Source organism: Pseudoalteromonas sp. BZB3, from assembly GCF_040104455.1.
Taxonomy (GTDB): domain Bacteria; phylum Pseudomonadota; class Gammaproteobacteria; order Enterobacterales; family Alteromonadaceae; genus Pseudoalteromonas.
The window spans coordinates 1-23510 of sequence record NZ_JBECOS010000015.1 but is presented as its reverse complement, the minus strand read 5'-3'; the positions used below and the strand labels follow the sequence as shown (position 1 = coordinate 23510).

Here is a 23510-nt window from a genome sequence, read left to right as displayed (position 1 = left end):
TCAAAATAAAAATTCAGGCTACTTTAGCTTACAGATGTACGCCAAACAACTCTGAACAGTTGATTATTGTTAATATTTTAAACATTTAAGCATTTTTATATGACAACTTGCATCAACTTGGGCGATTTTTAGAATACATTTCTTTATAATGATTCTTGTTAACTTAGTTCATTTTGGATCGACATGATTTTATTCGTAGACGCTTTAACTGTGATTGATTTTTCTTACTTTTGTAATAAAAGAGGGCCGGTAGGTGAAAGTTGGATTGCTGACTTAACACTTCATGGAGACTTGAATGATGAGTCTATGGTTTTAGATTTTGCACTGGTAAAAAAACAGATTAAACGGATTATCGATGACACAATCGACCATAAGCTTGCAATACCTGCAGGTTTGAATGGTACATACAGCATTGAAAACGAACAAGTGAAGTTAGATGCACAATTCGGTGACGAACAGCACATTGCGATGTATGCACCAGAACAAGCTATTTGCTTAATTGATGCTGAAACAGTGAACGAACAATCAGTGATAGCGTTCTTGAAGCAACAAATTATGCCTAAGATGCCTGAAAACGTTAAAGACATTGATATTGAACTTCGCCCAGAGCAGACGTCTAGTTTTTATTACCACTATAGCCATGGCTTGAAAAAGCATGATGGTAACTGCCAGCGTATTGTTCACGGCCACCGCTCGTTGATTGGTATTAGCCTCGATAACATTCCTATGCCACGTCTCCAAAAAGAATGGTCACGTAAATGGGAAGATATTTACCTTGGATCTGAAGAAGACTTAATCGCCAACTCAGAACTAAAACATATTAAAGCCTTTGACAATGATTATGCCTTTGCATACACGTCTACACAGGGCTATTTCGAATTAGCAATCAGTAAAGCGCGTTGTGATCTTTTACCTTGTGATACAACAGTAGAGTGCATTGCTGATTACTTAGCAACAGAAATTAAAAAAACGCACCCTGACAATGCCGTAAAAGTAAAAGCATTTGAGGGCGTAGGCAAAGGAGCCATTGCATATGCTTAAAGCCGCATTGTTCGCTTTAGTTGGTTTGACTGCCAGTGTTAGTTCAATGGCACTGGAACTTAAAGGCAGTTTAACGCAAGGCGGTATGATCATTGGTAAGCTAGACAAGCCTAACTCTGTGTATTTTAATGGCAAAGCATTAAAAATAACTAAAGACGGTGAGTTTGTTTTCGGTTTCGGTCGAGATGCAGATACAAAACATACGCTAACTTGGGTTGACCAAGCAGGAAAGCAACATAAACAAGACATTGTGATCACGAAGCGCGAATATAAAATCGATCGTATAACGGGTGTTGAAAAGAAGTACGTTTCACCACCTGACTCTGTACTTGCTCGTATCAAAGATGACGCAAAGCGTGTGCGAGCTGCGCGAGCTGGTGAGTCTAACTTTACTTATTTCAAAGACACCGTTTTACGTCCAGCCAAAGGCCGCATTTCAGGTGTTTATGGCAGTCAGCGCTTCTTTAATGGCAAACCAAGAAACCCACATTTTGGTTTAGACATTGCCAATAAAACGGGCACGCCAGTTTGGGCGCCGCTTGCGGGTAAAGTCGTGATGGCTGATCCTGATCTATATTATAGCGGCGGTACTGTGATCATCGACCATGGTCATGGCATTACTTCAACCTATATCCACCTTAATAAAATACACGTAAACGTGGGTGATAAGGTTAAAGTCGGTGACCATTTTGCTGATATAGGTGCCACAGGCCGTGTAACTGGCCCGCATTTAGATTGGCGTTTCAACTGGTTCAATGAACGTCTTGACCCAGCACTATTAATGACAGATAAACTAGCAAATACGAAGTAGTAACTTAAATGAATGATATTGAAAAACAAGCCTTGATTGAGCAACGCATTAAAGAGTCTATTACGTCTGTAACTAAGACTGTTTTTCCTGGACGCACAAATCACCACAATACTTTATTTGGTGGTGATGCGCTGGCTTGGATGGATGAAGTTGCATTTATCGCCGCAACACGTTTTTGTCGAAAGCCTTTAGTTACTATTTCTTCAGATAGAGTAGATTTTAAAGAAGCTATTCCGGCGGGCACTTTCGCTGAATTAGTAGCGACTGTATCTCATGTTGGTAATACCAGTTTAAAAGTGGATGTTAATATCTTCTTAGAGCGTATGCATAAAGATGATAAACACTTAGCTATTTCTGGTAGCTTTACCTTTGTTGCTGTTGATGATAATCACAGACCTACACCAGTTGTATGTGAAAATATGCTTAAAGGTTTTAAATAGCATTTATGTAATGAGGGCTTTGTTGCCCTCATATCTCATCTGTAATTTCTTCGATAATACTAAATAACTGCTCTTCTTCCATGTCTAGATGATCTATCACGTCATCCATGATGTTTCTCCATTCAGTATTTACTTCGCTTGGTTTGTCTTTTAAAAAAGCACAGTGTCTCGAAAGTTTGAGAATACACAGTAAATCTAACCCAATTTTGTCTAACTCTTCTGATTGAAATAAGCCATCGATGTCATGTTGGTAGTAAATAATGTTAATCATGACTTTTGGTAAGCGCCATTGCTGCGCTAGTAAAGCACCAATGGTCGCATGATTAGTTTGGTATTTATCAAACTGTAATTTAGCTGCGTCATCCCAATTGTTTTCGCCTGCAAAAGACATCACTTCTTCAAAATCGTCAAAATGTTGATTTAAAATTGCCACACCGACGCCATGAAAAAGCGCAAGCATATAAGCGTGATTAGACAATGCAGGTTTTTCGAGTTTAACTGCAACTATACTGGCAATATGGGCTATATCGGTTTGCACATCCCAAAATTTAGCCATAGTTGGATCTGTACCAACAGCAGCTTTAACTGCGACGGCTTTAACTAAGGGGACTAATCTCTTCAAGCCTAAGATCATAATCGCTTGATCGATTGATTCTATTTCTTTTGCGCGTCGAAAAGCGCTTGAATTGACGACTTGAAGTATTGCTGCACAGATCCCAACATCTTCTTGTAGTATTTCAGATACACGAGAAATGTTTGGCTCTGTTTTTTTAGTTTCTTCAGAAAACTTTATGAGCGCTTCAGGCCTTGGTGGAATTGAAACACTTCTAAGAATTGCCTTTTCTTCATTGGTTAATGATATTGGCATACCATAACTCCAACCTAATTAACTATTTAAATCATAGTTTATGGTTCAGAAAAGTGGTATTGAATTGACGGGTAGGAGTGGAAAAAGAATTGCGTAGTTAACTACGCAATTCATATTTAACTTATTTACATAGCTTCGTATTCTTCTTGCCAGAAGAACTTTTCTTCACCGAAAGCAGGAACTAGTCCATCTAGCCAAGTTGCTTCTTCATCGTATTTTGCGAAGAATGGACGCTGAACCCACTCAGGGTTGCGCGCTTGGATAAAGCGAAGTACAAATACTTTTTCACCAGCAATTTCAGTAACACCTGACACTTCAACTTTACCAGGACCAGCACTCATAGAAGGGCCACGTACTGTTCTACTCACACCAGAAACTTGTTTGTAAGCATCACGGAAAATTTCCCACGTTTTATAAAGTGGTAATTCGAAGTAGCGCTTAGCACCAGTATCACGCTCAATGAACATATAGTAAGGGATCATGCCCATTTGAGTTTGTTCTTTCCACATCTCAGCCCACATATCTGAATCAACGTTTAAGTTGTTTAATAGTGGAGCTTGTGTACGGATCTGTGCGCCTGTTTTACGAATAAGCTTTATAGCTTCACGGCTAATATCTGTACGTAATTCTTGCTTATGGTTAACGTGCGCCATAATTGAAACATGTTTGCCTGCATCTACAAGCTCCTTTAATAAAGCTAATAGGTCTTGCGCATCTGGATCTGTAACGTAACGGAATGGCCAGAATGTTAAAGACTTAGTACCAATACGAATAGTCTTGATGTGATCAAAGCGCGGCTCTTTAAGTGCCTCTAGGTACTTACGTAACTTTACAGTACGCATAACCATAGGGTCGCCGCCTGTCATTAGTAGGTCGGTTACTTCAGTGTGTGATGCAAGGTAATTGTGCAGTAATTCTTCATCGTTATTGTTAAAACGCGTTGCTTTACCTACAAACTGCGCCCAACGGAAACAGAAAGTACAGTAAGAGTGGCAATATTGACCTTGAGCAGGGAAGAACAACACGGTTTCTTTGTATTTATGTTGGATACCTTCAACTTGCTCGCCTTCAAAAGTTGGTACATTCTTATCCATCTGTCCGGCAGGGTGCGGGTTCAACTTTTGACGAAGTTGTGTTGCCAATTCAAAAACTTCTTCTGGGGTATGTTCTCGTTTTAATAGCGCAGCCATCTGCTCATATGACTCATCATCAAGCATGCCACGCTGTGGGAAAGTTAATTGGAATACCGGATCATTCGGAACTTTATCCCAATCAATTAGCTCTTCAATCACGTAATTATTAACACGGAAAGGAAAAACATTGGCGACAACGCGCATCTCAAAGCGTAAATGCTCAGGAAGTTGATGCAGTTGTTCAATCTTATCTATCTGACGGTGTTGATAAACATTGAATTTAGGTGGTACATAAGCTTCTGCTGGCTGCAATTGGACGGTTTGCTGCATATGTTAGTTTACTCTACTTCTAATTACATAAAGCGCAGTAGTCTAACAAATTAATAGCTATGTTTCAGCGTTATTTGTATCAGTTCGAACAAATAACGCTAAGTTTTTGATTATGAGCTTTAGTATTTTTCTGTGCTGACAGCTTGGTAAATTGCAGAGCATAAAGCCATAATGTCGCTATCTGAGCTAATATAAGGTGGCATTATATATATGAGCTTGCCAAACGGTCTGATCCAAACCTTATGTTCTCTAATAAAATACTTTTGAATCTTAGCAACATCTACGGCACGATTTACTTGAACGACACCAATACCACCCAACACTCTTACATCTTCTACAGCTTCTAATTGCGAACATTGAGATAGGTAAGTATTCATTGTCTGTTCAATACGATCAATTTGTGAAAGCCAATCGTTTTCATATAACAGCTCTAAACTTGCATTAGCCGCAGAGCAGGCAAGGGGATTCCCCATAAACGTTGGTCCGTGCATTAATACGCCAGCTTCACCTTGACTGATCCCGACAGCGACGTCTTCTGTTGACAATGTCGCAGAAAGCGTCATCGCACCACCAGTCAATGCTTTACCAATACACATAATATCTGGGCTGATGTTTGCGTGTTCACAAGCAAACATTTTTCCTGTTCTACCAAAGCCGGTAGCAATTTCATCTAAAATGAGGAGTACACGATATTTATCACACAGTGCTCTGAGCTTTTTGAGATAAGACGGATGATAAAAGTTCATACCACCAGCGTTTTGTACAATGGGTTCGATAATAAAAGCGGCGACTTCATTGCTATGTTGTTCAAACGCATGTTCTAACGCTGCAAGTTCGGCTTTATTTTCGTTATCGTAAAAACCTGCTTTTGGTGCTTCGACAAAGATATGTTCAGGTAAGAAGCCCTGATACATACTGTGCATCGAATTTACTGGATCACAGACACTCATCGCAGCAAAGGTATCACCGTGATAGCCTTTTTTGGCGGTCATGAGCTTTGTTTTAGTGGTTTCACCTTTGCTTATCCAATATTGCAATGCCATTTTGATAGCAACTTCAACGCTTACAGAGCCGCTGTCGGCTAAAAACACTTTTTGTAAAGGCTCAGGACTTATTGCAACCAGCTTTTTACATAGCTCAACTGCTGGAGCATGTGTGATACCACCGAACATAACGTGACACATTGTTTGTGCTTGATTTTGTATTGCTGAGACTATTTTGGGGGGATTATAGCCATGAATAGCACTCCACCAAGAAGCCATGCCATCTATGAGCTCAGTGCCATCATCAAGATAAAGTTTGTTCTTATCAGTATGTGTAACACCATATACAGGTAACGGATCACCTATAGACGTATAGGGGTGCCAAATATGCTCTTTATCGAATTTGATATCTATAGGGTGATTATTGCTCACTTGTAAACCTTTAGCTTTGCTGTGACGTTGACAATACTACGACACTCAGTAGACTAAGCCAATCACCGTCAAATCAAACGCCTAATTAATAGACAGGCGAAGAATAAAAAGAGTACAGACTATGGCTACAGTTCGTCACGATTGGACTTACGAAGAAGTAAAAGCACTATTTAACATGCCGTTTAACGACTTGCTATTTAAAGCGGCAAGTATTCACCGTGAGAACTTTAACCCAAACGAAGTACAAATCTCGACCTTACTTTCAATTAAAACGGGTGCGTGCCCTGAAGACTGCAAATATTGCCCACAATCAGCGCACTATAAAACAGGCTTAGATCGTGAACGTCTAATGGAAGTAGAAAAAGTAGTAGAGCAAGCGAGATTAGCCCGATCGAAAGGCGCAACACGTTTCTGTATGGGCGCTGCATGGTCTGACCCAAAAGACAGAGATATGCCTTATATTTCTAAAATGGTTCGTGAAGTAAAGGAGCTTGGGCTAGAGACATGTATGACCTTGGGTATGCTTGATAATGAAAAAGCACACGCCCTTAGAGATGCAGGTCTTGATTACTATAATCATAACCTTGATACTTCGCCTGAATATTATCAGCAAATAATCACAACACGTACTTATCAAGACAGATTAGATACATTAGACAATGTTCGTGATGCAGGCATGAAAGTATGTTCAGGTGGTATTGTTGGCATGGGTGAGCAAGCGGGTGACCGTTATGGTTTATTAATGCAACTTGCAAACTTACCAAAACAACCTGAAAGCGTTCCGATTAACATGCTTGTAAAAGTTAAAGGCACACCACTTGAAGATGTTGAAGATCTAGACCATTTTGAATTTATTCGAACTATTGCTACTGCACGTATTATGATGCCGCACAGTTATGTGCGTCTGTCAGCTGGTAGAACTGCAATGAATGAGCAAATGCAATCAATGTGTTTCTTCGCTGGCGCTAACTCAATTTTCTACGGTGATAAGTTACTGACTACGGAAAACCCAGAAGCCGATGCTGATATGAACTTACTTAAAAAACTAGGTATGAACCCAGAGAAGCGTCAAGACTATTCTGATGAAGCATACGAAGCGTCTTTAAGTTCAAAAATTGCTGATAAAGCTACTTCAGAGCTATTTTACGAAGCATAGTGAATGGCTTTTGAATTTATACAAGTAGCGCTGCAACAAAGACGAGTTGAGTCTTTGTTGCGTGCTCGTAATCTGATTGCTGATTCAAGTGATGCACGCTTCTTAACAAATAAAGATGGTAAGCAATATTTAAATTTTGCCAGTAATGATTATCTTGGTTTAGGGTCTAAATTAGAGTTACAAGGTGGACTAACAGGTAGCCGCTCATCGGCACTTGTTACAGGATACCAGCGGTGCCATAAAGATTTTGAAACCTTACTGTGCAAACACCTTGGTTACGAGTCCGCTATACTGTTTAGTACAGGCTTTAGTGCAAACAGCAGTGTAATCAAGTCTCTTTTTTCGCAAAGCTCAGGCTCAAAAGCCGCGCTTGATTCTGCCATTTTCCAAGACAAACTTAACCATGCCAGCTTAATTGATGGGGCTTTGCAATCTGATGCCAAGCATATCCGTTTCAATCATAATGACATGGGGCATCTACGTCTGCGATTAGAAAAAAGTAAAGCTGCTAATAAGTTAATTATTAGTGAAGGCGTGTTTTCAATGGATGGAGACTGTGCGCCACTGCAGCAACTTGAAGAACTAAAGCAACAACATAATGCTTGGCTTATGTTAGATGATGCACACAGCTTTGGTGTATTGGGCGAACATGGCCTGGGAAGTGTTGGTCAAGGTTGCAAGCCTGAAATTCTGGTGATCACATTTGGTAAGGCAATGGCGTGTCAAGGCGCAGCTGTTTTAGCAAGTAAATCAGTCATCGACTTTTTACTTCAGTTTAATCGTGATTATATTTACTCGACGTCTATGTCTCCGCTCATGGTTCAAGCTGCAGAGCAGCAGTTTTTACGTGTACTTGACGCGAGTGATCAGAGACAGCACTTGTTTAATAATATTGCGTTATTCAAGCAGCTTTGTGCCGATGCAAACATTCCCGTAATGTCGTCAGAGACAGCGATACAGCCGGTTGTGTTAGGCAGCGCTGAAAATGCATTAAATGCGCAAGCTAAGCTTAAAGAGCAGGGGATTTGGCTAACAGCTATTCGTCCACCAACAGTGCCACATAATACTGCCCGACTCAGGATCACAATCACCGCAGCACATACTCATGATGATATTGAAAAGCTTGTAAAAGCTTTAAAGGTGTCAATATGATTGCAACACCCGATAAACTGTCAACGGCGAAGCAGTTTTCAAAAGCCGCAGGGCAATACAAGCAACATGCACATGTACAAAAGTTGGCTGCCGAATTGTTATTTTCAAGATTAAATAAACACGGCCATGTGATGCTCGATCTTGGTGCTGGTCCTTTATTGCATCAGCATAAACTTAAACATCATAGTGACTGTCTGGTTGCGATGGATCTGAGTTTGGGCATGTTGGCTGAAACACATCCAGAAAATAATGTAAGTCGTGTTTGTGCGGATATGGATAAACTGCCTTTTACAGACAACGTATTCGATGCTGTATTTTCAAATTTTGCAATCCAATGGAGCGCCGATCCTGAAGGTTTATTTAAATCACTTTATTCTGCGAGTAAAGCAGGCTCTCAAATTTTACTCTCGACGGTTTTAGATGGTTCATTGTCTGAAATAGCTCAGGCATGGAAAGCTGTGGACGATAAACAACACATTAATGATTTTTTGAATCTAACTCAGTTAATCAAAATTGCACAAAGTGTTGGATTCAAAGTGGTGTACTCAAATCAGCTCTGTCTTCAAGATCACTATGACAAACCAATCAATGCCATCAAATCAGTGAAAAATATAGGTGCAAATCATCTGACTGACTGTCAAAAAGAGCAAGGTCTGTTGGGCAAAGCGGCTTATAAAAATCTACTGTCAGCTTTTCCATTACGAGTCGGTAAAGCTGTTATTAGCTACCAAGTCGGTATTTTGGAGTTAACGAAATAATGAATTCATTTTTTATCACAGGGACCGATACTGAAGTCGGTAAAACCCATGTTACTTGTTTATTACTCAAGTTCTTGACTCAACATAAGCGCTCGGCGATTGGTTTTAAGCCTATTGCAGCCGGAGCTGAAGAAGCATTTGGCCAGTTAGTCAATGAAGACGCTTTAAACATTATGGAGTCCTCGAATGTCCATGCTAAATATGAGCAAATAAATCCAATTTGTTTTGAGCCGCCAATCGCGCCTCATATTGCAGCGCAACGTGCAAACAAAGTAATTACACAAATAGAACTTAATCATCATTATAAAGAGATTCTATCCGTCGGTGCCGAGTTTACTCTTGTAGAAGGTGCTGGTGGCTGGTATTTACCAATTAATGACACGGAATATTTGTCTGATTGGGTAAAAGCCCGAGAAATCCCAGTCATTTTAGTTGTTGGTATGAAGTTAGGCTGTTTGAATCATACGCTGCTTACAATTGAAGCGCTAAAAGCCCAAGGGGTGAAATGTGTGGGCTGGATTGCAAATGAAATTGACCCAGATATGTCAGAGTTTGATGCCAACCTTGAAAGCTTGAAAGCACGTATTGATGCGCCTTTACTTGCTGTCACGCCATTTGCAAAAAGCAAAGCAAAATTGAAAATTTATAAGGCACTAACCGATCTTTTTGCAATTAACTTGTAAGCGCGTGGTTTAAGGCAAGTTTAATTTTAATGTAAAAAGTGATATCTCAATAGATATCACTTTTTATTTTTGGTTTTTTATTTAATTACGAATAATCTGAATTTTAATTAGAAAAATTCGAAGAATGAGATCACAAATTCGGTGCCCTTATCCGGCTCACTCAATACTTCAACTTTTGCATTATGTTGCTGCAAAATACTGTATGAAATAGACAAACCTAAACCAGTCCCTTCACCGGGCGCTTTAGTAGTGAAAAAAGGAGTAAAAATCTCTTTTAGGTTTTCTCGAGAAATGCCTTTACCTTCATCTTTTACTCGAACAATGATTTTTGTACGCTCTCTATAACATCGTACGAACAAGGTACCACCCTCAGCCATAGCTTGTTTTGCGTTTACGAACAGATTAACAAAGACTTGTTGTAATTTACTTTCTATTCCTAAAATCGTGGCGCTTTCTAACAGGTCCGTTTCGATATGGTGTTTATATTTGAATTCATTGCTTACCATATTAAGAGATTTATTGATGACTTTAGTTACATCAATAGGCTCTAATTCATCGTTGTCCATCCGGGAGAAAGTACTCAAATCAGCCACAATGGCTTTGACTCGCTCTAAGCCTTCGACTGAAGATTTTAAAATTTCATCACTGTCTTTAAACAAAAATGGCAACTCATATTCTTCGTAATTTTTATTTAAAGTTGACAGCGAGGTATTCGAAGGCTCATCAGTAAGCGGCTGCAAAGCAGATTTAATATCTTTGATATAGTCAGCCATGGTATCGAGGTTACTTATTACAAAGCCTACCGGATTGTTAATTTCATGGGCAACACCTGCGGCTAAGTAACCTAATGATGCGAGCTTTTCTTGCCCAACCAGTTGCAATTGTGTTTGTTCTAAAACTTTGTTTGTTTCTTCAAGGTTCATAAGTTGCTGTTGAAGTTCCTCTTCAGCTCTCTTTCTTTCTATGGCGATAGAAAGCATGCTTCTTGAAGATTCAAGGGTTTGCAGCTTGGTGATATTGATATCTTGTTGGTCTTCGTAGAGTAAAACTGCAACACCAACCGTTTTTTTATCTTCGAGTGTGAGTGTATATAGCGGCACCATCACGCAAAATTGATAAAAGCCTACCGCTTCGTTACTTATGTCATTGGTGTCTATGAGTTGTGTTTCTTGTTCTTGCAGTAACAAATCGAATACCTTTTCTCTATCAAGTTGAGCAAGAAATGACTTTAACAGTTGCAAGTGCTCATTGATTTCAGATTCGGTACTAGATTGAGTATAGTATTGAAATTGACCGTAATTACATAGATTATCAAGCTCAATAAATAAATTATCTGGTTTTGATAAAAACGCACAGGTTCTTTCTAAGTAGTTTTCAACAATCTTATTTAGCGTTGGTTTGCTCCAGGTTTCAGCTAATAGGCCAGTTAAAAAAGACAGTTGAGTTTGTTGATTTTCGACTTCCATACGCGTTTCATCATTTAAAACTTCTTGTTCTAATAGCTCTCGAGTATAGTTTTCAAGCTGCATTTCGGCGAGCTTTCTAGCTGCTCGCTCTCTTTTTAATGCGCGTTCAAGTACGTCTATTTTGTTTTGTGCTTCTTCACTCATAGAAACCTTACTTCTATATGGCAGGCTTCATCACCGTCGTGTAAACATTGAGATTGAGAAATCGATACTTCTTCACCGAAATGTTTTGCAGCCCCTAAAATAAGGCCTTCTGACAAATGACATAGTTTTCGCTCTGAGCGATAAATCATAGTAAGGTGCTGGTCGTTTTGGTCTTTGTAATCAATCTCCGGTAAGTTTGAATCTGCGTAGAATTTTTTTACCTCGATGTGAATTAAATTGTCAACCATGTATAAAAACGCATGAAGTGATGGCGCTCGTTTTGCCTCACTGGGTGCCATAGGCATGAGTTTCTTAAATAAAAACTCACCAAACGTCCTAAGTAAATCTGGGGCTGGTACGTTTAATGCTTCACAATAATAGGTTACGATGCTGAACAATTCGCTGTCATCGTATTTAATAGAAGATGTGTAGATCCCTTGAGAGGGAAGGTCGAGTGTATTTAACATGGTGTCCCATGCTTCTAAGCCATGATTATTTTCTACAAACTCTTGTAGCGCGTTGAAAACACTGCCTTTCATATAAATCTCCACATTTCGCGTTATGAGGTTGATATATTTCTAAAATAGTGTCACTTTTTACATAACGCAATGTTTTAAAATCATTTGTAGAAACATAAGGTTTTATTGAATGTCTGATAAGTTGCCAATTTTAATTGTGGATGATGAGACACAAGTACTTAACGCTTTAAAACGCCTGTTTAGAAAGGAGTTTGAAGTGACTGTGTGTGATAAACCACTTGAAGCTGTAGAAGTTTTAAAACAGCAAGAGTTTGCGGTTATTATTTCAGACATGAAAATGCCATTGATGAGTGGTGCAGAGCTGCTTGCTCAGGCTTTTATTATTAATCCAAATACAGCTCGTATTCTTTTAACGGGCTACTCAGACATCGACTCAACTGCTTTAGCAATAAATGAAGGCAAGATTTCAAACTATGTCAGCAAGCCTTGGCGCAATGACGATTTAAAAGAAATTGTCATGCAGGCTTGTGAACAGTATCAATTGAAGCAGTCTGTAATTCGTTTGCAAAATGAGCTGGAAGAAAAAAATAAACAATTACAAAGTTACAACGATGAACTAGAAAGTAAAGTTCAGGCTCGAACTTCATCACTCTCTCAACTTACTGATAAACTAAAAAACGTTAATCAAAAGCAGCGCAAACTGTTTCATGACGTCATCGAGATGATCAACCTAATCATTGAAGACACAACAGGCAGTGATGATGGGCACATAAAGCGCGTAGCATCGCATTGCCGTTTAGTTGCCAAGCACCTAGGGTTAGAAAAGCCACTTATTACTCAAGCCTATTTAGCTGGACTGATGCATGAAATTGGCAAAGTGTCTTTACCAGATGAGCTTGTTAAGTGCACTGAAAATGAATTGACGAAAGAACAACTTATAGCAAAGCAGCAAAATGCCATCAAAGGTGCTGAAATCCTTCAAAAGCTGCCTAATTTGCAAATTATAGGCAAAGGTATTTTGCACCAATACGAGCACTATAATGGCACCGGGCTACCAGAGCATTTAATCGCAGACAACATACCGACTATCAGTCGTATTCTCACCATAGTAAATGATTATGACAAGTTATTAATTGGTCGTATTACTGGTGAGAAGATGCAGCAAGATCAAGCTATGCTAACCATGAAAACCTTGGAAACTGAGTTTTATGACCCACATATCCTAGATGTGTATTTCGAATTACTGTCTAGCGGCAAAGTATTTGAAAATCATGATATTGACGTATGTGTGGGAGTAAGTTGTTTAGAAACAGGTATGCACTTAACACAGGATTTATTGAACAAACAAGGTGCGGTGATTTTAACTGCTGGTACCGAAATCACACCAAGCATCATTGAAAAGTTACAAAAGTATCAAAAGGATTGGAATTATATTTTTAACGTGTTCGTACATTAGTTTCTATTCTTAGCCACTCTCTGGTGGCTCTCAAAAAACCTTTAGTTTAAAATAGTACAAGTTTTATTTTATATGCTATTTGGAGCTCGTTATTTTAAACGTATCTAATGTCACCATGCAGTTTGGTGCAAAACCACTTTTTGAAAACATTTCTGTTAAATTTGGTGATGGAAATCGCTACGGTCTAATCGGTGCCAATGGATGTGGTAAATCTACATTCATGAAGATATTAGGTTCTGAGCTTGAGCCTTCTGCGGGTAACGTGAGTGTAGCTCCAAATATTCGTTTAGCGAAGCTTAATCAGGATCAGTTTGCTTACGAGCAATACACAGTCATTGATACGGTTATTATGGGTCATAAAGAGCTGTGGGAAATTAAAGCTGAACGTGACCGTATCTATTCTTTACCAGAAATGAGTGAAGAAGATGGTATGAAAGTGGCCGATCTTGAAACGCAATTTGCAGAAATGGACGGTTACTCGGCTGAAGCAAAAGCAGGTGAGTTACTTTTAGGTGTTGGTATTGGTACTGAACAACATTATGGCTTAATGTCAGAAGTTGCACCGGGCTTCAAGTTACGTGTTCTTCTTGCTCAGGTGCTGTTTGCAGATCCTGATATCATGCTACTAGATGAACCAACCAACAACTTGGACATTTATACAATCAAATGGTTAGAAGAAGTCCTTAACCAGCGTGATTGCACCATGTTAATTATTTCCCACGACCGTCACTTCTTAAACTCTGTTTGTACGCATATGGCTGACATCGACTACGGTGAATTACGTGTCTATCCAGGCAACTATGACGAGTATATGTTCGCTGCGACTCAAGCACGTGAAAAGCTATTAAATGAGAATGCTAAGAAGAAAGCGCAAATTGCAGAACTTCAACAATTCGTATCTCGTTTCTCGGCAAATGCTTCAAAAGCAAAACAAGCCACATCTCGTGCAAAACAGATTGATAAAATTCAACTTGATGAAGTTAAAGCATCGTCTCGTCAATCGCCTTTCATTCGTTTTGAACAAAGTAAACAGCTTTTCAGAAATGCGCTTGAAATTACCAATGTGTCACAGGGTTATGACAGCACTTTATTCTCAGGCTTAGAAGGCTTAGTTGAAGTGGGTGAGCGTATCGCTATCATAGGTGAGAATGGTGTGGGTAAATCAACGTTACTACACACTTTAGCGGGTCGTTTAGCGCCTAAAACAGGTGAGTTTAAATGGTCTGAGAATTCGAACATTGGTTACTATGCACAAGACCATGCTGATGAGTTTGAAAAAGACCAAACTGTATTTCAGTGGATGGAGCAATGGCAACAAGAAGGTGACGACGAGCAAGTGGTTCGTGGTTTCTTAGGCCGTATGCTGTTTTCACAAAATGACATCAAAAAGTCAGTAAAAGTTCTATCAGGTGGAGAGCAAGGTCGTATGTTGTTTGGCAAGTTAATGATGCACAAACATAATATTTTGTTGATGGACGAGCCTACAAACCACATGGACATGGAATCAATCGAAGCACTTAACTTAGCACTTGAGCAATATGAAGGTACCTTGTTGTTTGTGTCACATGACCGTCAGTTTGTATCATCACTTGCAACCCGTATTTGGGAAATTAAAGACGGTAAAGTTATCGACTTTAAAGGCACATATGACGAGTACCTTGCACAACAAGAGGCGGCTAACTAACCGCTTTATACAATGGTACTTTTCAATGGTATTACCTAACTAGATAGGTATAATACCCACATAGAAACTGCAGGCTTACCCCCAATAAGAGCCTGCAGTTTGTTTTTCTATCGTTCAAAACTTCTGAGGATTTATTATGACGGTTGGCATTATCATGGGCTCAAAATCAGACTGGCCTACTATGCAACATGCAGCAGACATGCTGGACAAGTTTGGCATCGACTATGAAACAAAAGTAGTTTCGGCTCACCGTACACCTCAACTTCTGGCTGATTACGCGTCAAGCGCAGCTGATCGTGGTATCAAAATTATCATTGCTGGTGCTGGTGGTGCTGCACACCTTCCAGGTATGGCGGCAGCTTTCACAAGCTTACCAGTTCTGGGTGTACCAGTTAAATCAAAAACACTAAACGGTGTTGACTCATTGCTTTCAATTTGCCAGATGCCAAAAGGTGTAGCGGTTGGTACATTGGCAATTGGTGATGCGGGTGCGGCTAACGCGGGCTTACTTGCTGCTCAGATTTTAGGTTGTCAACAACCAGAAATCTTTGCAAAAGTTGAAGCTTTCCGTAAAGAACAAACAGAAACAATTTTAGCTAACCCAAATCCTGCTGAGTAATATGAACGTTTTAGTCCTTGGCGCAGGGCAACTTGCGCGAATGATGAGCTTGTCATCTAAGAACTTAGACATTCATGTTACAGCTTACGATGTTGGCTCTGAAAAAGTCATCGATCCTGTTACGTTTTTAACAGTTGATCAGTCATTACAACAAGCCATTGATTCTGCAGACGCTATTACTGCTGAGTTTGAGCATATTCCTTTAGATATTCTAAAGTTATGTGATGAAAGTGGTAAGTTTTATCCAGGTACTGAAGCCATAGCAACGGGCGGAGATAGAGCGAAAGAAAAAGCGCTTCTAGATGCTGCAAAAGTTGCATGCGCACCTTATAAAATTATTACTGAAAAACAGCACTTGCTAGATTCAATTGATGAATTGGCAATTCCTTTGGTAATCAAAACTTGTCAAGCAGGTTATGACGGCAAAGGTCAGTGGCGTGTAAAATCTCTGGATGATGTTGAGCAAATTTGGGAAGAGATGTCCGAGTTTTTAGCGAAAGATGCATCTCATCAAATTATTGCAGAAAAAATGATCCCATTTGATCGCGAAGTTTCCATCATAGGTGTTCGTTCAAAAAATGGTGAAACAGCGATTTACCCACTGACTGAAAACCAACATACCAATGGGGTATTAACGCTTTCAATCGCGGGTAAAGAGAAAAATGCAATTCAAGCGCAAGCAGAGTCTGCGTTTACCGCTATCGCCAATGCACTAGAGTATGTCGGCGTATTAGCCATTGAGTTTTTCGATGTCGATGGCACTTTATTGGTCAATGAAATTGCACCACGTGTACATAACTCAGGTCATTGGACTCAACAGGGGTGTCATGTCAGCCAATTCGAAAACCATATGCGTGCCGTTACAGGCCTACCACTCGGTTCAACGGTTTTGAATCGCCCAACTGCGATGATCAACGTACTAGGGCAAGCTGCTATTCCAAAAGCAGTTTTGGCTGTTGCTGACACAACCAGTCACTGGTACGGCAAATCTGCAAAACCAGGCCGTAAGGTGGGTCATATTAACGTTTCAGCTGATAGCTTATCTGAACTTGGTGATAAACTGGCTGACTTGGCAAAAGTGCTGCCAGAGCAAGATTATCCTGGTGTTCAGGCAACTGCTGAGCAGTTAAAAGCACTGTAGTAAAAAAGTCGAGTTTAACTCGGCTTTTTTGACTCAAGTTATTGGAATTCAATAAACTAATTAAGGCATTTGCAAAGTGACTAGTCAGTCTATTAAACAGTTTTCGTTTATTGGGTTATTTGTACTTTGCCTTACTGGGTTTATTGGCCCTGCATTTTCTCTTATTCTCGGTCTCGCTTTCACTCTGATTTTTACAAACCCGTACATGTCTTTAAGCACTCAAGCCAGTAAATGGTTATTAAAATTAGCTGTGATAGGACTAGGATTTAATGTCGATTTTAATGATGTACTTGAAGTCGGGCGAAGTTCATTTGTTCTAACGATTGTGAGTATTACTGCGATAATAGGGCTTGGTGAAATATTAGGTCAGCTCTTTAAGGTAAATAAAAACACCAGTGTATTATTGTCTTTTGGTACTGCCATCTGTGGTGGTAGCGCAATTGCAGCAATGGCGCCAGTGATCAAGGCAAAACAGCATGAGATTGCGGTGTCATTGGCCATCGTATTTTTATTAAATGGTTTAGCTTTGTTGATTTTTCCTGCAATCGGGCATTACTTTGAGTTAACCCAAGAACAATTTGCGATCTGGGCAGCCCTCGCGATCCATGATACGAGCAGTGTGGTTGCGACTGCTTCAACATACGGTCCAATCGCAGTTGGTATTGCAACGACAATCAAGCTCACTCGCGCAATGTGGATCATTCCTTACACTGCATTAGCTGGCGTATTTTGGAAAAGCGAAGAAAAGGCGAGTATTCCACTTTTTATTGTCGGTTTTTTATTGGCTGCATTTATTAATACGTACTTCCCTGAATATTCGACTTTTTGGCAATTGGGCTATGCAGGAGCAAAACATGTACTCTATGCCTGTTTATTTTTGGTCGGATCAAGTGTGTCTCTGGCTATGTTAAAACAAACAGGTTGGCGCCCTATGGCAATGGCTACTTTACTTTGGGTCATTGTCAGTTCAGTCATTTTACTCCTGATAATCGATGGGGTGATAAATTAATATAAATTTCTTGGAACTTTTCAAATATGGACTAGTCTTAGGTAATGAGGCGCGGATAGGCCTCATTTCATAATCGTTGTTCATCAACGACTATGTGAGCGCAGAGAGTATTTGGCCAGCATCCTATGCTGGCCTTTTTTATGTTCAGAAACCTCAAGGTTTTACTCTAAAAATTTCGCACTTCCTTAATTATTGTTATTTTATCTAAAATTATTCGTATTCTATCGCCGCATTTGCTTAAATTGACCTAGTCTAACAAGTTGAAGAATAACTATGATCAAACACTCTCTAATTTCAGCTGCGGTCGCAGCGAGCCTGTTCTTAACCGGTTGTCAAACAACCACATCTACTGACGCTGTAAAGGCTGAGCCTACTTCAAACTTCGCACCTGTTGTGGCAACGCCTTTAGATTTTGGTGGTGAGAACATCACATTAAAGCAAGCCATGGCACACCCTGATTGGTTGGGTCGTCAACCTGAGCGCGCATTTTGGGCTTCAGATAGCCAAACTGTGATTTTCAACCGCAAGCAAGCGGGTAATGAATTACGCGATACGTTTGCTGTTACAGCTGGTAAAGCGCCTACGCAAGTTGTGTTAAACCAACTTCATACGGTTGGTACTAAAAACGCAGTCTATTCACAATACGGTGCAGTGCAAGCCTATACGTTTGAAGGCAATGTATTTGTTAAGAACATCAAAACGGGCGCAATCAAACAGCTAACACAAAATTCTGATAGAGCACGCTCTTTACAGTTTTTAAATTCTGGTGAATTAGCTTATCGCACAGGTAATAGCTTCTTTAGCGTTGATATTAATTCAGGTCTTACTAAAGAGCTTGTGAAATTACATCTAGCTGACAAACCTAAAGGCACGCAAGAGCCATCAACATACATTGCCAAAGAGCAACACAAGCTGATTGATTTTGTAAAGCTAACACATAAAAACGCACTAGATAAAGAACAGCGCAAAGAGCAATTAAATGCTGAAAATGACACAATTGCGTCTAACCAATTTTATCTAGGTAAAGGTAACCGCCTTGTCGAAGCAAGCCTTTCTCCAGAAGGCGATAAACTTATCGCCGTTGTGACAAAGAGCACACCATGGCGCGCTGATACTGACATTATGCCTAATTATGTGTCACAAAACGGTGACATTGAAGCAGTACCTGCTCGTCGTCGCGTAGCTGATTCGAAACCATCTAGCTCAGATGTGATTTTCATTGATATCGCATCTAAAGCACAAACAACTTTAAGTTATGAAACGCTACCGGGATTTGATGAAGATGTTTTAGCAGCTGAGAAAGCAGAGAACGCAAAAGCCGAAGGCAGAACATACGAATCAAAACGTGAGCCTCGTCATATTAACTTGATGATGGACTGGGGTTGGGATCAAAGTGCGGTACAGTGGAACTCGTCAGGCTCTCAAGTTGCGGTAATGCTTGAAGCATGGGATAACAAAGACCGTTGGATAGCAACCGTTGACTTTGACAATAGCGAGTTCAAATCACAACATCGTTTACACGACGATGCATGGGTGAACTATACGTACAATGACTTTGGCTGGATGAACAATTCAGATACTTTGTATTACTTGTCTGAAGAAACAGGTTATAGCCATATTTATACTAAACCTGTAAATGGCAAAGCAAAGCAACTTACAAAAGGTCAATTTGTTGTATCACACCTAACGCTAAGCAAAGATGATTCACAAATCTATTTTAAAGCGAATGTTAAGCACCCAGGTATTTACGAAGTTTATCGCGTGAATACACAAACTACTGAAAAAGTGGCGCTGACTGACTTAGATGGTATGACGGATTATGAATTGAGCCAAGATGAGCAAAAATTATTGCTTAATCACTCAAAGATCATGATGCCTAATGAACTATATGTTGCAGATGCAAAGCCAAACGCAGAAGTAACGCGTCTAACAAATACTGTTTCTGACGAGTTCTTAAATAAGAAATTAATCGCACCAAAAATCGTTGCTGTGCCTTCGAGTCATACTGATCAACCAATCTATGCAAAAGTCTATTACCCGGCTGACTACGTAGAAGGTGAGACTGGCAAAACACGTAAAGCCGTTATCTTCAATCACGGTGCGGGATACTTACAAAACTCACATATGGGTTGGTCTGGTTACTTCCGTGAGTTTATGTTCCATTCACTGTTAGCAAGCGAAGGCTATGTGGTTATGGATATGGACTATAGAGCGTCTAAAGGTTACGGCCGTGATTGGCGTACAGCCATTTACCGTCAAATGGGCACACCTGAAATTCAAGATTTAGAAGACGGTGTTAAGTGGATGTCTGAAAATGTAAATGTTGATACTGGCGCAGTAGGTACCTATGGTGGTTCTTACGGTGGCTTTATGACATTCATGGCACTACTTACAAAGCCTGAACTATTCCAAGCGGGTGCTGCACTTCGACCAGTTTCTGATTGGGCATACTACAATACCCCATACACGTCTAACATTCTTAACCACCCAGATGTAGACCCAATTGCTTATCGCCGCAGTTCTCCAATCTACTTTGCTGAAGGTTTAGAGAAACCATTACTTATCAACGCGCCAATGGTTGATGATAATGTTTTCTTCCAGGATGTTGTTCGACTCGTTCAACGCTTTATTGAGCTTGAAAAAGAAAACTTCGAGACAGCGATTTACCCAGTAGAGCCGCATGGGTTTAGACAGCCAACGGGTTGGTTAGACGAATACCGTCGTATTTATAAGCTGTTTCAAGAGCATCTTTAAAACATAAAATGAATAGTAAGGGCCTTTATAGGCCCTTTTTTATGGAATTAAAAATATTACTGTTTATCTATACAGTCATTTGATTTTGTCCAATAACATTATTACAGCGCGTTTTGTCCAATTTTAACAGGTGAACAAAATTGGACACTATAAACTCATGTTTACAATGAACTTTTCTTGTGTGAATATTGGGACACGTAATATAGCCCGTTTTGTCGGTATTTATACAGGCAGTTTGGGAGAGAATAAGCTGTTAGCAGCCTCAGGATAGTCATGCTTAATACGGAAAGAGTAAATTCAAATGATGAAATGAGTGCTTTTAACGGCACAGTAAAATGGAATCCAATTAAATCTATTTGGTTTTTAACCCACCTTTTTTCGGCGATTTTAATCGCTCCGTTTGTAGTATCTTTTTCCGCTATTTTTGTATTCCTAATTCTCACAGGAATCACATTGTGTTTTGGGCACTCCCTTGGTATGCATCGTTTACTCATTCATCGATCATATGAATGTCCAAAATGGATGGAATACTTATTTGTATATCTGGGAGTATTAGTTGGGATGGCTGGTCCAATAGGCATGATGATTCAACATGATCTTCGTGATTGGGCGCAAAGACAAGCTAAATGTCATGACTACTTGTTACATGGTTCTAAAATACTAAAAGACGGTTGGTGGCAATTAAACTGTGATCTCCAACTAATAAATCCACCTGAATTCAATATAGAAAAATCAGTCTCAATAAATAAGTTTTATCTATTCATAGAAAAAACGTGGATGCTACAGCAACTAGTTTTGGCGATTCCTTTATACTTTATTGGTGGAGTCTCTTGGTTAGTTTGGGGAGTTTCTGTCCGAATAGTTATATCTGTAGGTGGCCATTGGCTAATTGGTTATTTCGCCCATAATAAAGGTGATAAAACTTGGGAGGTGGAGGGTGCTGCCGTGCAAGGTCACAATATTAGAATTGCTGGTTTCTTATCAATGGGTGAAGCATGGCATAACAATCACCATGCCTATCCCGGTTCTGCCATGTTAGGTTTGTACAATGATGAACCTGATCCTGGTTGGTGGGTTTTAAACGCTTTACACAATCTCAGAATAGTAAAAAATATTAAACTACCAAAGCAACTTCCTGTTCGCTCTGAGTTAGTCTCTGTTTCTGATAATATTGATAAACGCGTTGAAAGAGTTCCAGAAGACTGCGAAATCGCAAAGTTTATAAGAAAAGGCAGCTAACAAACGCTTAAACAAGGACGCAAAACAGCAGGCTTGCGCTCCTTCGTCGCTAATTTTAGCCTGCTTATTTTCCGCCTGTTAAGGCGGGCGTTATATACCTATGGATGCATTGAAGAAACTTCAAGAAAGAAATAACAAACATTCGAATCATAAAAGAAATTCTATTTGGAGCGTCGTTTGGGGGCTGTGTCTATTGAGCTCACTATTTGTGAGTTCTGGATTAGAGTTTTATCATTCATTTAAAGGTTTAACTTTCGAGGCTCTACATCCAGCAGTTGTTCTTTTGGCAATCTTTGGTTTTGGGTTCCCTTTGGCATTCATGGGTGATTTAATTTTACTAAATCGTCCGGCTAAACTTCTGTTGTTAGTAATAGCCGAATGTTGGTTTATTTGGTTTTGGGTTGTAACACCATTATCGTGGCTAGCTTTTCTTCCGTTAGTTCCAACATATATTTGGGTCAAGATTCAACTGTCAAAAAATAAGCTATAAACATAGCCGGTATATAACAAGTTAATTAAACAATGGACGCAAAACAGCAGGCTTGCGCTCATTCTTCGCTTAGTTTAGCCTGCTATTTTACGCCGTTTATTAAGGCGTTATAACTACGAGAGAAATTGTGAGATATAAATTATTTTTTTCGATCTTATTCACTATTTCTTCCCAAGTAGTTTTTAATTACTTAAGCTCTGCCGAACTGTTAAACATGATACTGATGGTTTACTACATGCCTGTTAGCTTTGTGTTTTACTTGGTTTCATTTCCATTTGTAGCTGGTTCGGGTCTTGAGAATGAGGGTAGTTTTGTGTTCATCGTGGTTAGTGCTTTCTTCCAGTTCTTTTGGAATATGCTAATTTTTGAATTCATAGGTAATAAAGTAATGGAGTGGCGTAGTTATAACAAGCCACTCAAGCGGGACTAAAAACAGTTGGCTAGTCTCACTTCGTTCGCTATTTTAGCCAACTATTTGTTAGCCCCTTAGTGGAGCGTTATAACACTATGAGGAACGGATGCGTAATTTAATATTATCCCTGATTGTATTTACTGTTGCTGGATGTAATTCGACATCAAATGTTTCAAAAGTGCAGGTAAAACCCAAAAACTCTAAATGCGACTTAATTGCTGAGGCTGTAGGGCCTATGGTTGCTACTAAATGGGCACTTAAGGAAACAAATAAAACTCAAAAAGATAAAGAGCTAGGTGATTGGAGAATGCTTGGCTTAGTGCATCATGACGCATTTGAAAAAGCTGGGTTTAGTCTCGATGAAACTAAAGCAATAGCTAAAGAAGTGTATGAAATCGATATATCCGATCAAATGGAGTATGACATCCTTTCTTATCGTTATTTTTATAAGGCACAATGTCAACTACAAGCGAAGAACATTAAACCTTTACCACTAGCTGATACTTATAAAACTCTGGATCAATGTTGGTACCCTGATAAAAACAAAGGTTTAAATGAAGAGGTTTGTTTCAAACAAGTTTTATCCGGTGAAATCGTGTTATAACAAGGCCGTTAAACAAAGGACACAAAACAGCAGGCTTGTGCTCCTTCGTCGCCAATTTTAGCCTGCTACTTTGTGCCGTTTACGGCAAGCGTTATGTTTAGGACTTACCCAAAAAAAGTAGACACCATCTATAGTTAGATAGAGGTGATTTATGAGTCAAAAAAAGCAAAAGCAATCCTACACTGAAGAGTTCCGAAGAGAAGCTGTACGTAGAGCAGATCAAAAA

Annotated in this window: 20 protein-coding genes; 15 read left to right on the top strand and 5 right to left on the bottom strand. The window is 39.6% G+C overall.

Going from position 1 to position 23510, the window contains the following annotated elements; genetic code table 11:
• Positions 1-183 precede the first annotated feature (183 nt).
• From ABMY35_RS16945 to ABMY35_RS16935, 3 genes are read left to right on the top strand one after another with little or no spacing between them, the layout of a single operon-like run.
• On the top strand, positions 184-1041 hold the full coding sequence (locus ABMY35_RS16945; protein ID WP_349287285.1) for a 6-carboxytetrahydropterin synthase: 858 nt from the start codon (positions 184-186) through the stop codon (positions 1039-1041).
• Positions 1034-1852 carry a M23 family metallopeptidase gene (locus ABMY35_RS16940; RefSeq protein WP_349287284.1) on the top strand — a complete coding sequence of 273 codons (819 nt, stop codon included), beginning with the start codon at positions 1034-1036 and terminating at the stop codon, positions 1850-1852. Before ABMY35_RS16945 ends, ABMY35_RS16940 begins: the two co-directional genes overlap by 8 nt.
• Positions 1853-1860: 8 nt before the next feature.
• A complete protein-coding gene (locus ABMY35_RS16935; RefSeq protein ID WP_349287283.1) occupies positions 1861-2292 on the top strand; it encodes an acyl-CoA thioesterase in 432 nt (143 codons plus the stop codon).
• 28 nt (positions 2293-2320) lie between these two features.
• Here ABMY35_RS16935 and ABMY35_RS16930 read toward each other — a convergent pair whose 3' ends face one another.
• The 3 genes from ABMY35_RS16930 to bioA all read right to left on the bottom strand — a co-directional run bounded on the left by ABMY35_RS16930 (position 2321) and on the right by bioA (position 6038).
• A complete protein-coding gene (locus tag ABMY35_RS16930) occupies positions 2321-3160 on the bottom strand; it encodes an HDOD domain-containing protein (protein ID WP_349287282.1) in 840 nt (279 codons plus the stop codon).
• A 125-nt stretch (positions 3161-3285) separates the two neighbouring features.
• Positions 3286-4623: a lysine 2,3-aminomutase gene (locus tag ABMY35_RS16925; RefSeq protein WP_138634427.1), complete on the bottom strand. Its 1338-nt coding sequence runs from the start codon at positions 4621-4623 to the stop codon at positions 3286-3288.
• A gap of 119 nt (positions 4624-4742) precedes the next feature.
• On the bottom strand, positions 4743-6038 hold the full coding sequence (gene bioA / locus ABMY35_RS16920; protein WP_349287281.1) for an adenosylmethionine--8-amino-7-oxononanoate transaminase: 1296 nt from the start codon (positions 6036-6038) through the stop codon (positions 4743-4745).
• 121 nt (positions 6039-6159) lie between these two features.
• Between bioA and bioB the strand changes: the two genes are divergently transcribed.
• From bioB to bioD, 4 genes are read left to right on the top strand one after another with little or no spacing between them, the layout of a single operon-like run.
• On the top strand, positions 6160-7194 hold the full coding sequence (gene bioB / locus ABMY35_RS16915; RefSeq protein ID WP_349287280.1) for a biotin synthase BioB: 1035 nt from the start codon (positions 6160-6162) through the stop codon (positions 7192-7194).
• A 3-nt stretch (positions 7195-7197) separates the two neighbouring features.
• Positions 7198-8346, top strand: a complete 1149-nt coding sequence (locus ABMY35_RS16910) for an 8-amino-7-oxononanoate synthase (protein WP_349287279.1) — start codon at positions 7198-7200, stop codon at positions 8344-8346.
• On the top strand, positions 8343-9104 hold the full coding sequence (locus ABMY35_RS16905) for a methyltransferase domain-containing protein (protein ID WP_349287278.1): 762 nt from the start codon (positions 8343-8345) through the stop codon (positions 9102-9104). Before ABMY35_RS16910 ends, ABMY35_RS16905 begins: the two co-directional genes overlap by 4 nt.
• Positions 9104-9787 carry a dethiobiotin synthase gene (bioD, locus tag ABMY35_RS16900; RefSeq protein ID WP_349287277.1) on the top strand — a complete coding sequence of 228 codons (684 nt, stop codon included), beginning with the start codon at positions 9104-9106 and terminating at the stop codon, positions 9785-9787. The genes ABMY35_RS16905 and bioD overlap by 1 nt, the downstream gene beginning before the upstream one ends.
• A 107-nt stretch (positions 9788-9894) precedes the next feature.
• On the opposite strand, the gene ABMY35_RS16895 is transcribed toward bioD, so the two are convergent.
• Positions 9895-11397, bottom strand: a complete 1503-nt coding sequence (locus tag ABMY35_RS16895) for an ATP-binding protein (protein WP_349287276.1) — start codon at positions 11395-11397, stop codon at positions 9895-9897.
• The gene (locus tag ABMY35_RS16890; RefSeq protein WP_349287275.1) at positions 11394-11936 is read right to left on the bottom strand and encodes a heme NO-binding domain-containing protein; all 543 of its coding nucleotides are present in this window, start codon (positions 11934-11936) and stop codon (positions 11394-11396) included. Before ABMY35_RS16890 ends, ABMY35_RS16895 begins: the two co-directional genes overlap by 4 nt.
• A 109-nt stretch (positions 11937-12045) precedes the next feature.
• Here ABMY35_RS16890 and ABMY35_RS16885 point away from each other — a divergent pair, with 109 nt between their 5' ends.
• The 8 genes from ABMY35_RS16885 to ABMY35_RS16850 all read left to right on the top strand — a co-directional run bounded on the left by ABMY35_RS16885 (position 12046) and on the right by ABMY35_RS16850 (position 23284).
• Positions 12046-13332 (top strand): HD domain-containing phosphohydrolase, encoded by a 1287-nt coding sequence (locus ABMY35_RS16885; RefSeq protein WP_349287274.1) that lies wholly within the window; start codon positions 12046-12048, stop codon positions 13330-13332.
• A 91-nt stretch (positions 13333-13423) separates the two neighbouring features.
• The gene (locus ABMY35_RS16880) at positions 13424-15016 is read left to right on the top strand and encodes an ABC-F family ATPase (RefSeq protein ID WP_349287403.1); all 1593 of its coding nucleotides are present in this window, start codon (positions 13424-13426) and stop codon (positions 15014-15016) included.
• Positions 15017-15152: 136 nt separating this feature from the next.
• Positions 15153-15635: a 5-(carboxyamino)imidazole ribonucleotide mutase gene (gene purE / locus ABMY35_RS16875; protein WP_130254288.1), complete on the top strand. Its 483-nt coding sequence runs from the start codon at positions 15153-15155 to the stop codon at positions 15633-15635.
• Between the two features lies 1 nt (position 15636).
• Positions 15637-16776, top strand: coding sequence for a 5-(carboxyamino)imidazole ribonucleotide synthase (locus ABMY35_RS16870; RefSeq protein WP_349287273.1), 1140 nt, complete (start codon positions 15637-15639; stop codon positions 16774-16776).
• Between the two features lie 76 nt (positions 16777-16852).
• The gene (locus ABMY35_RS16865; protein WP_349287272.1) at positions 16853-17785 is read left to right on the top strand and encodes a putative sulfate exporter family transporter; all 933 of its coding nucleotides are present in this window, start codon (positions 16853-16855) and stop codon (positions 17783-17785) included.
• 273 nt (positions 17786-18058) lie between these two features.
• A complete protein-coding gene (locus ABMY35_RS16860) occupies positions 18059-20539 on the top strand; it encodes a prolyl oligopeptidase family serine peptidase (RefSeq protein ID WP_349287271.1) in 2481 nt (826 codons plus the stop codon).
• A gap of 273 nt (positions 20540-20812) precedes the next feature.
• A complete protein-coding gene (locus tag ABMY35_RS16855; RefSeq protein ID WP_349287270.1) occupies positions 20813-21778 on the top strand; it encodes an acyl-CoA desaturase in 966 nt (321 codons plus the stop codon).
• Between the two features lie 1008 nt (positions 21779-22786).
• On the top strand, positions 22787-23284 hold the full coding sequence (locus ABMY35_RS16850; RefSeq protein WP_349287269.1) for a hypothetical protein: 498 nt from the start codon (positions 22787-22789) through the stop codon (positions 23282-23284).
• Positions 23285-23510: the final 226 nt, after the last annotated feature.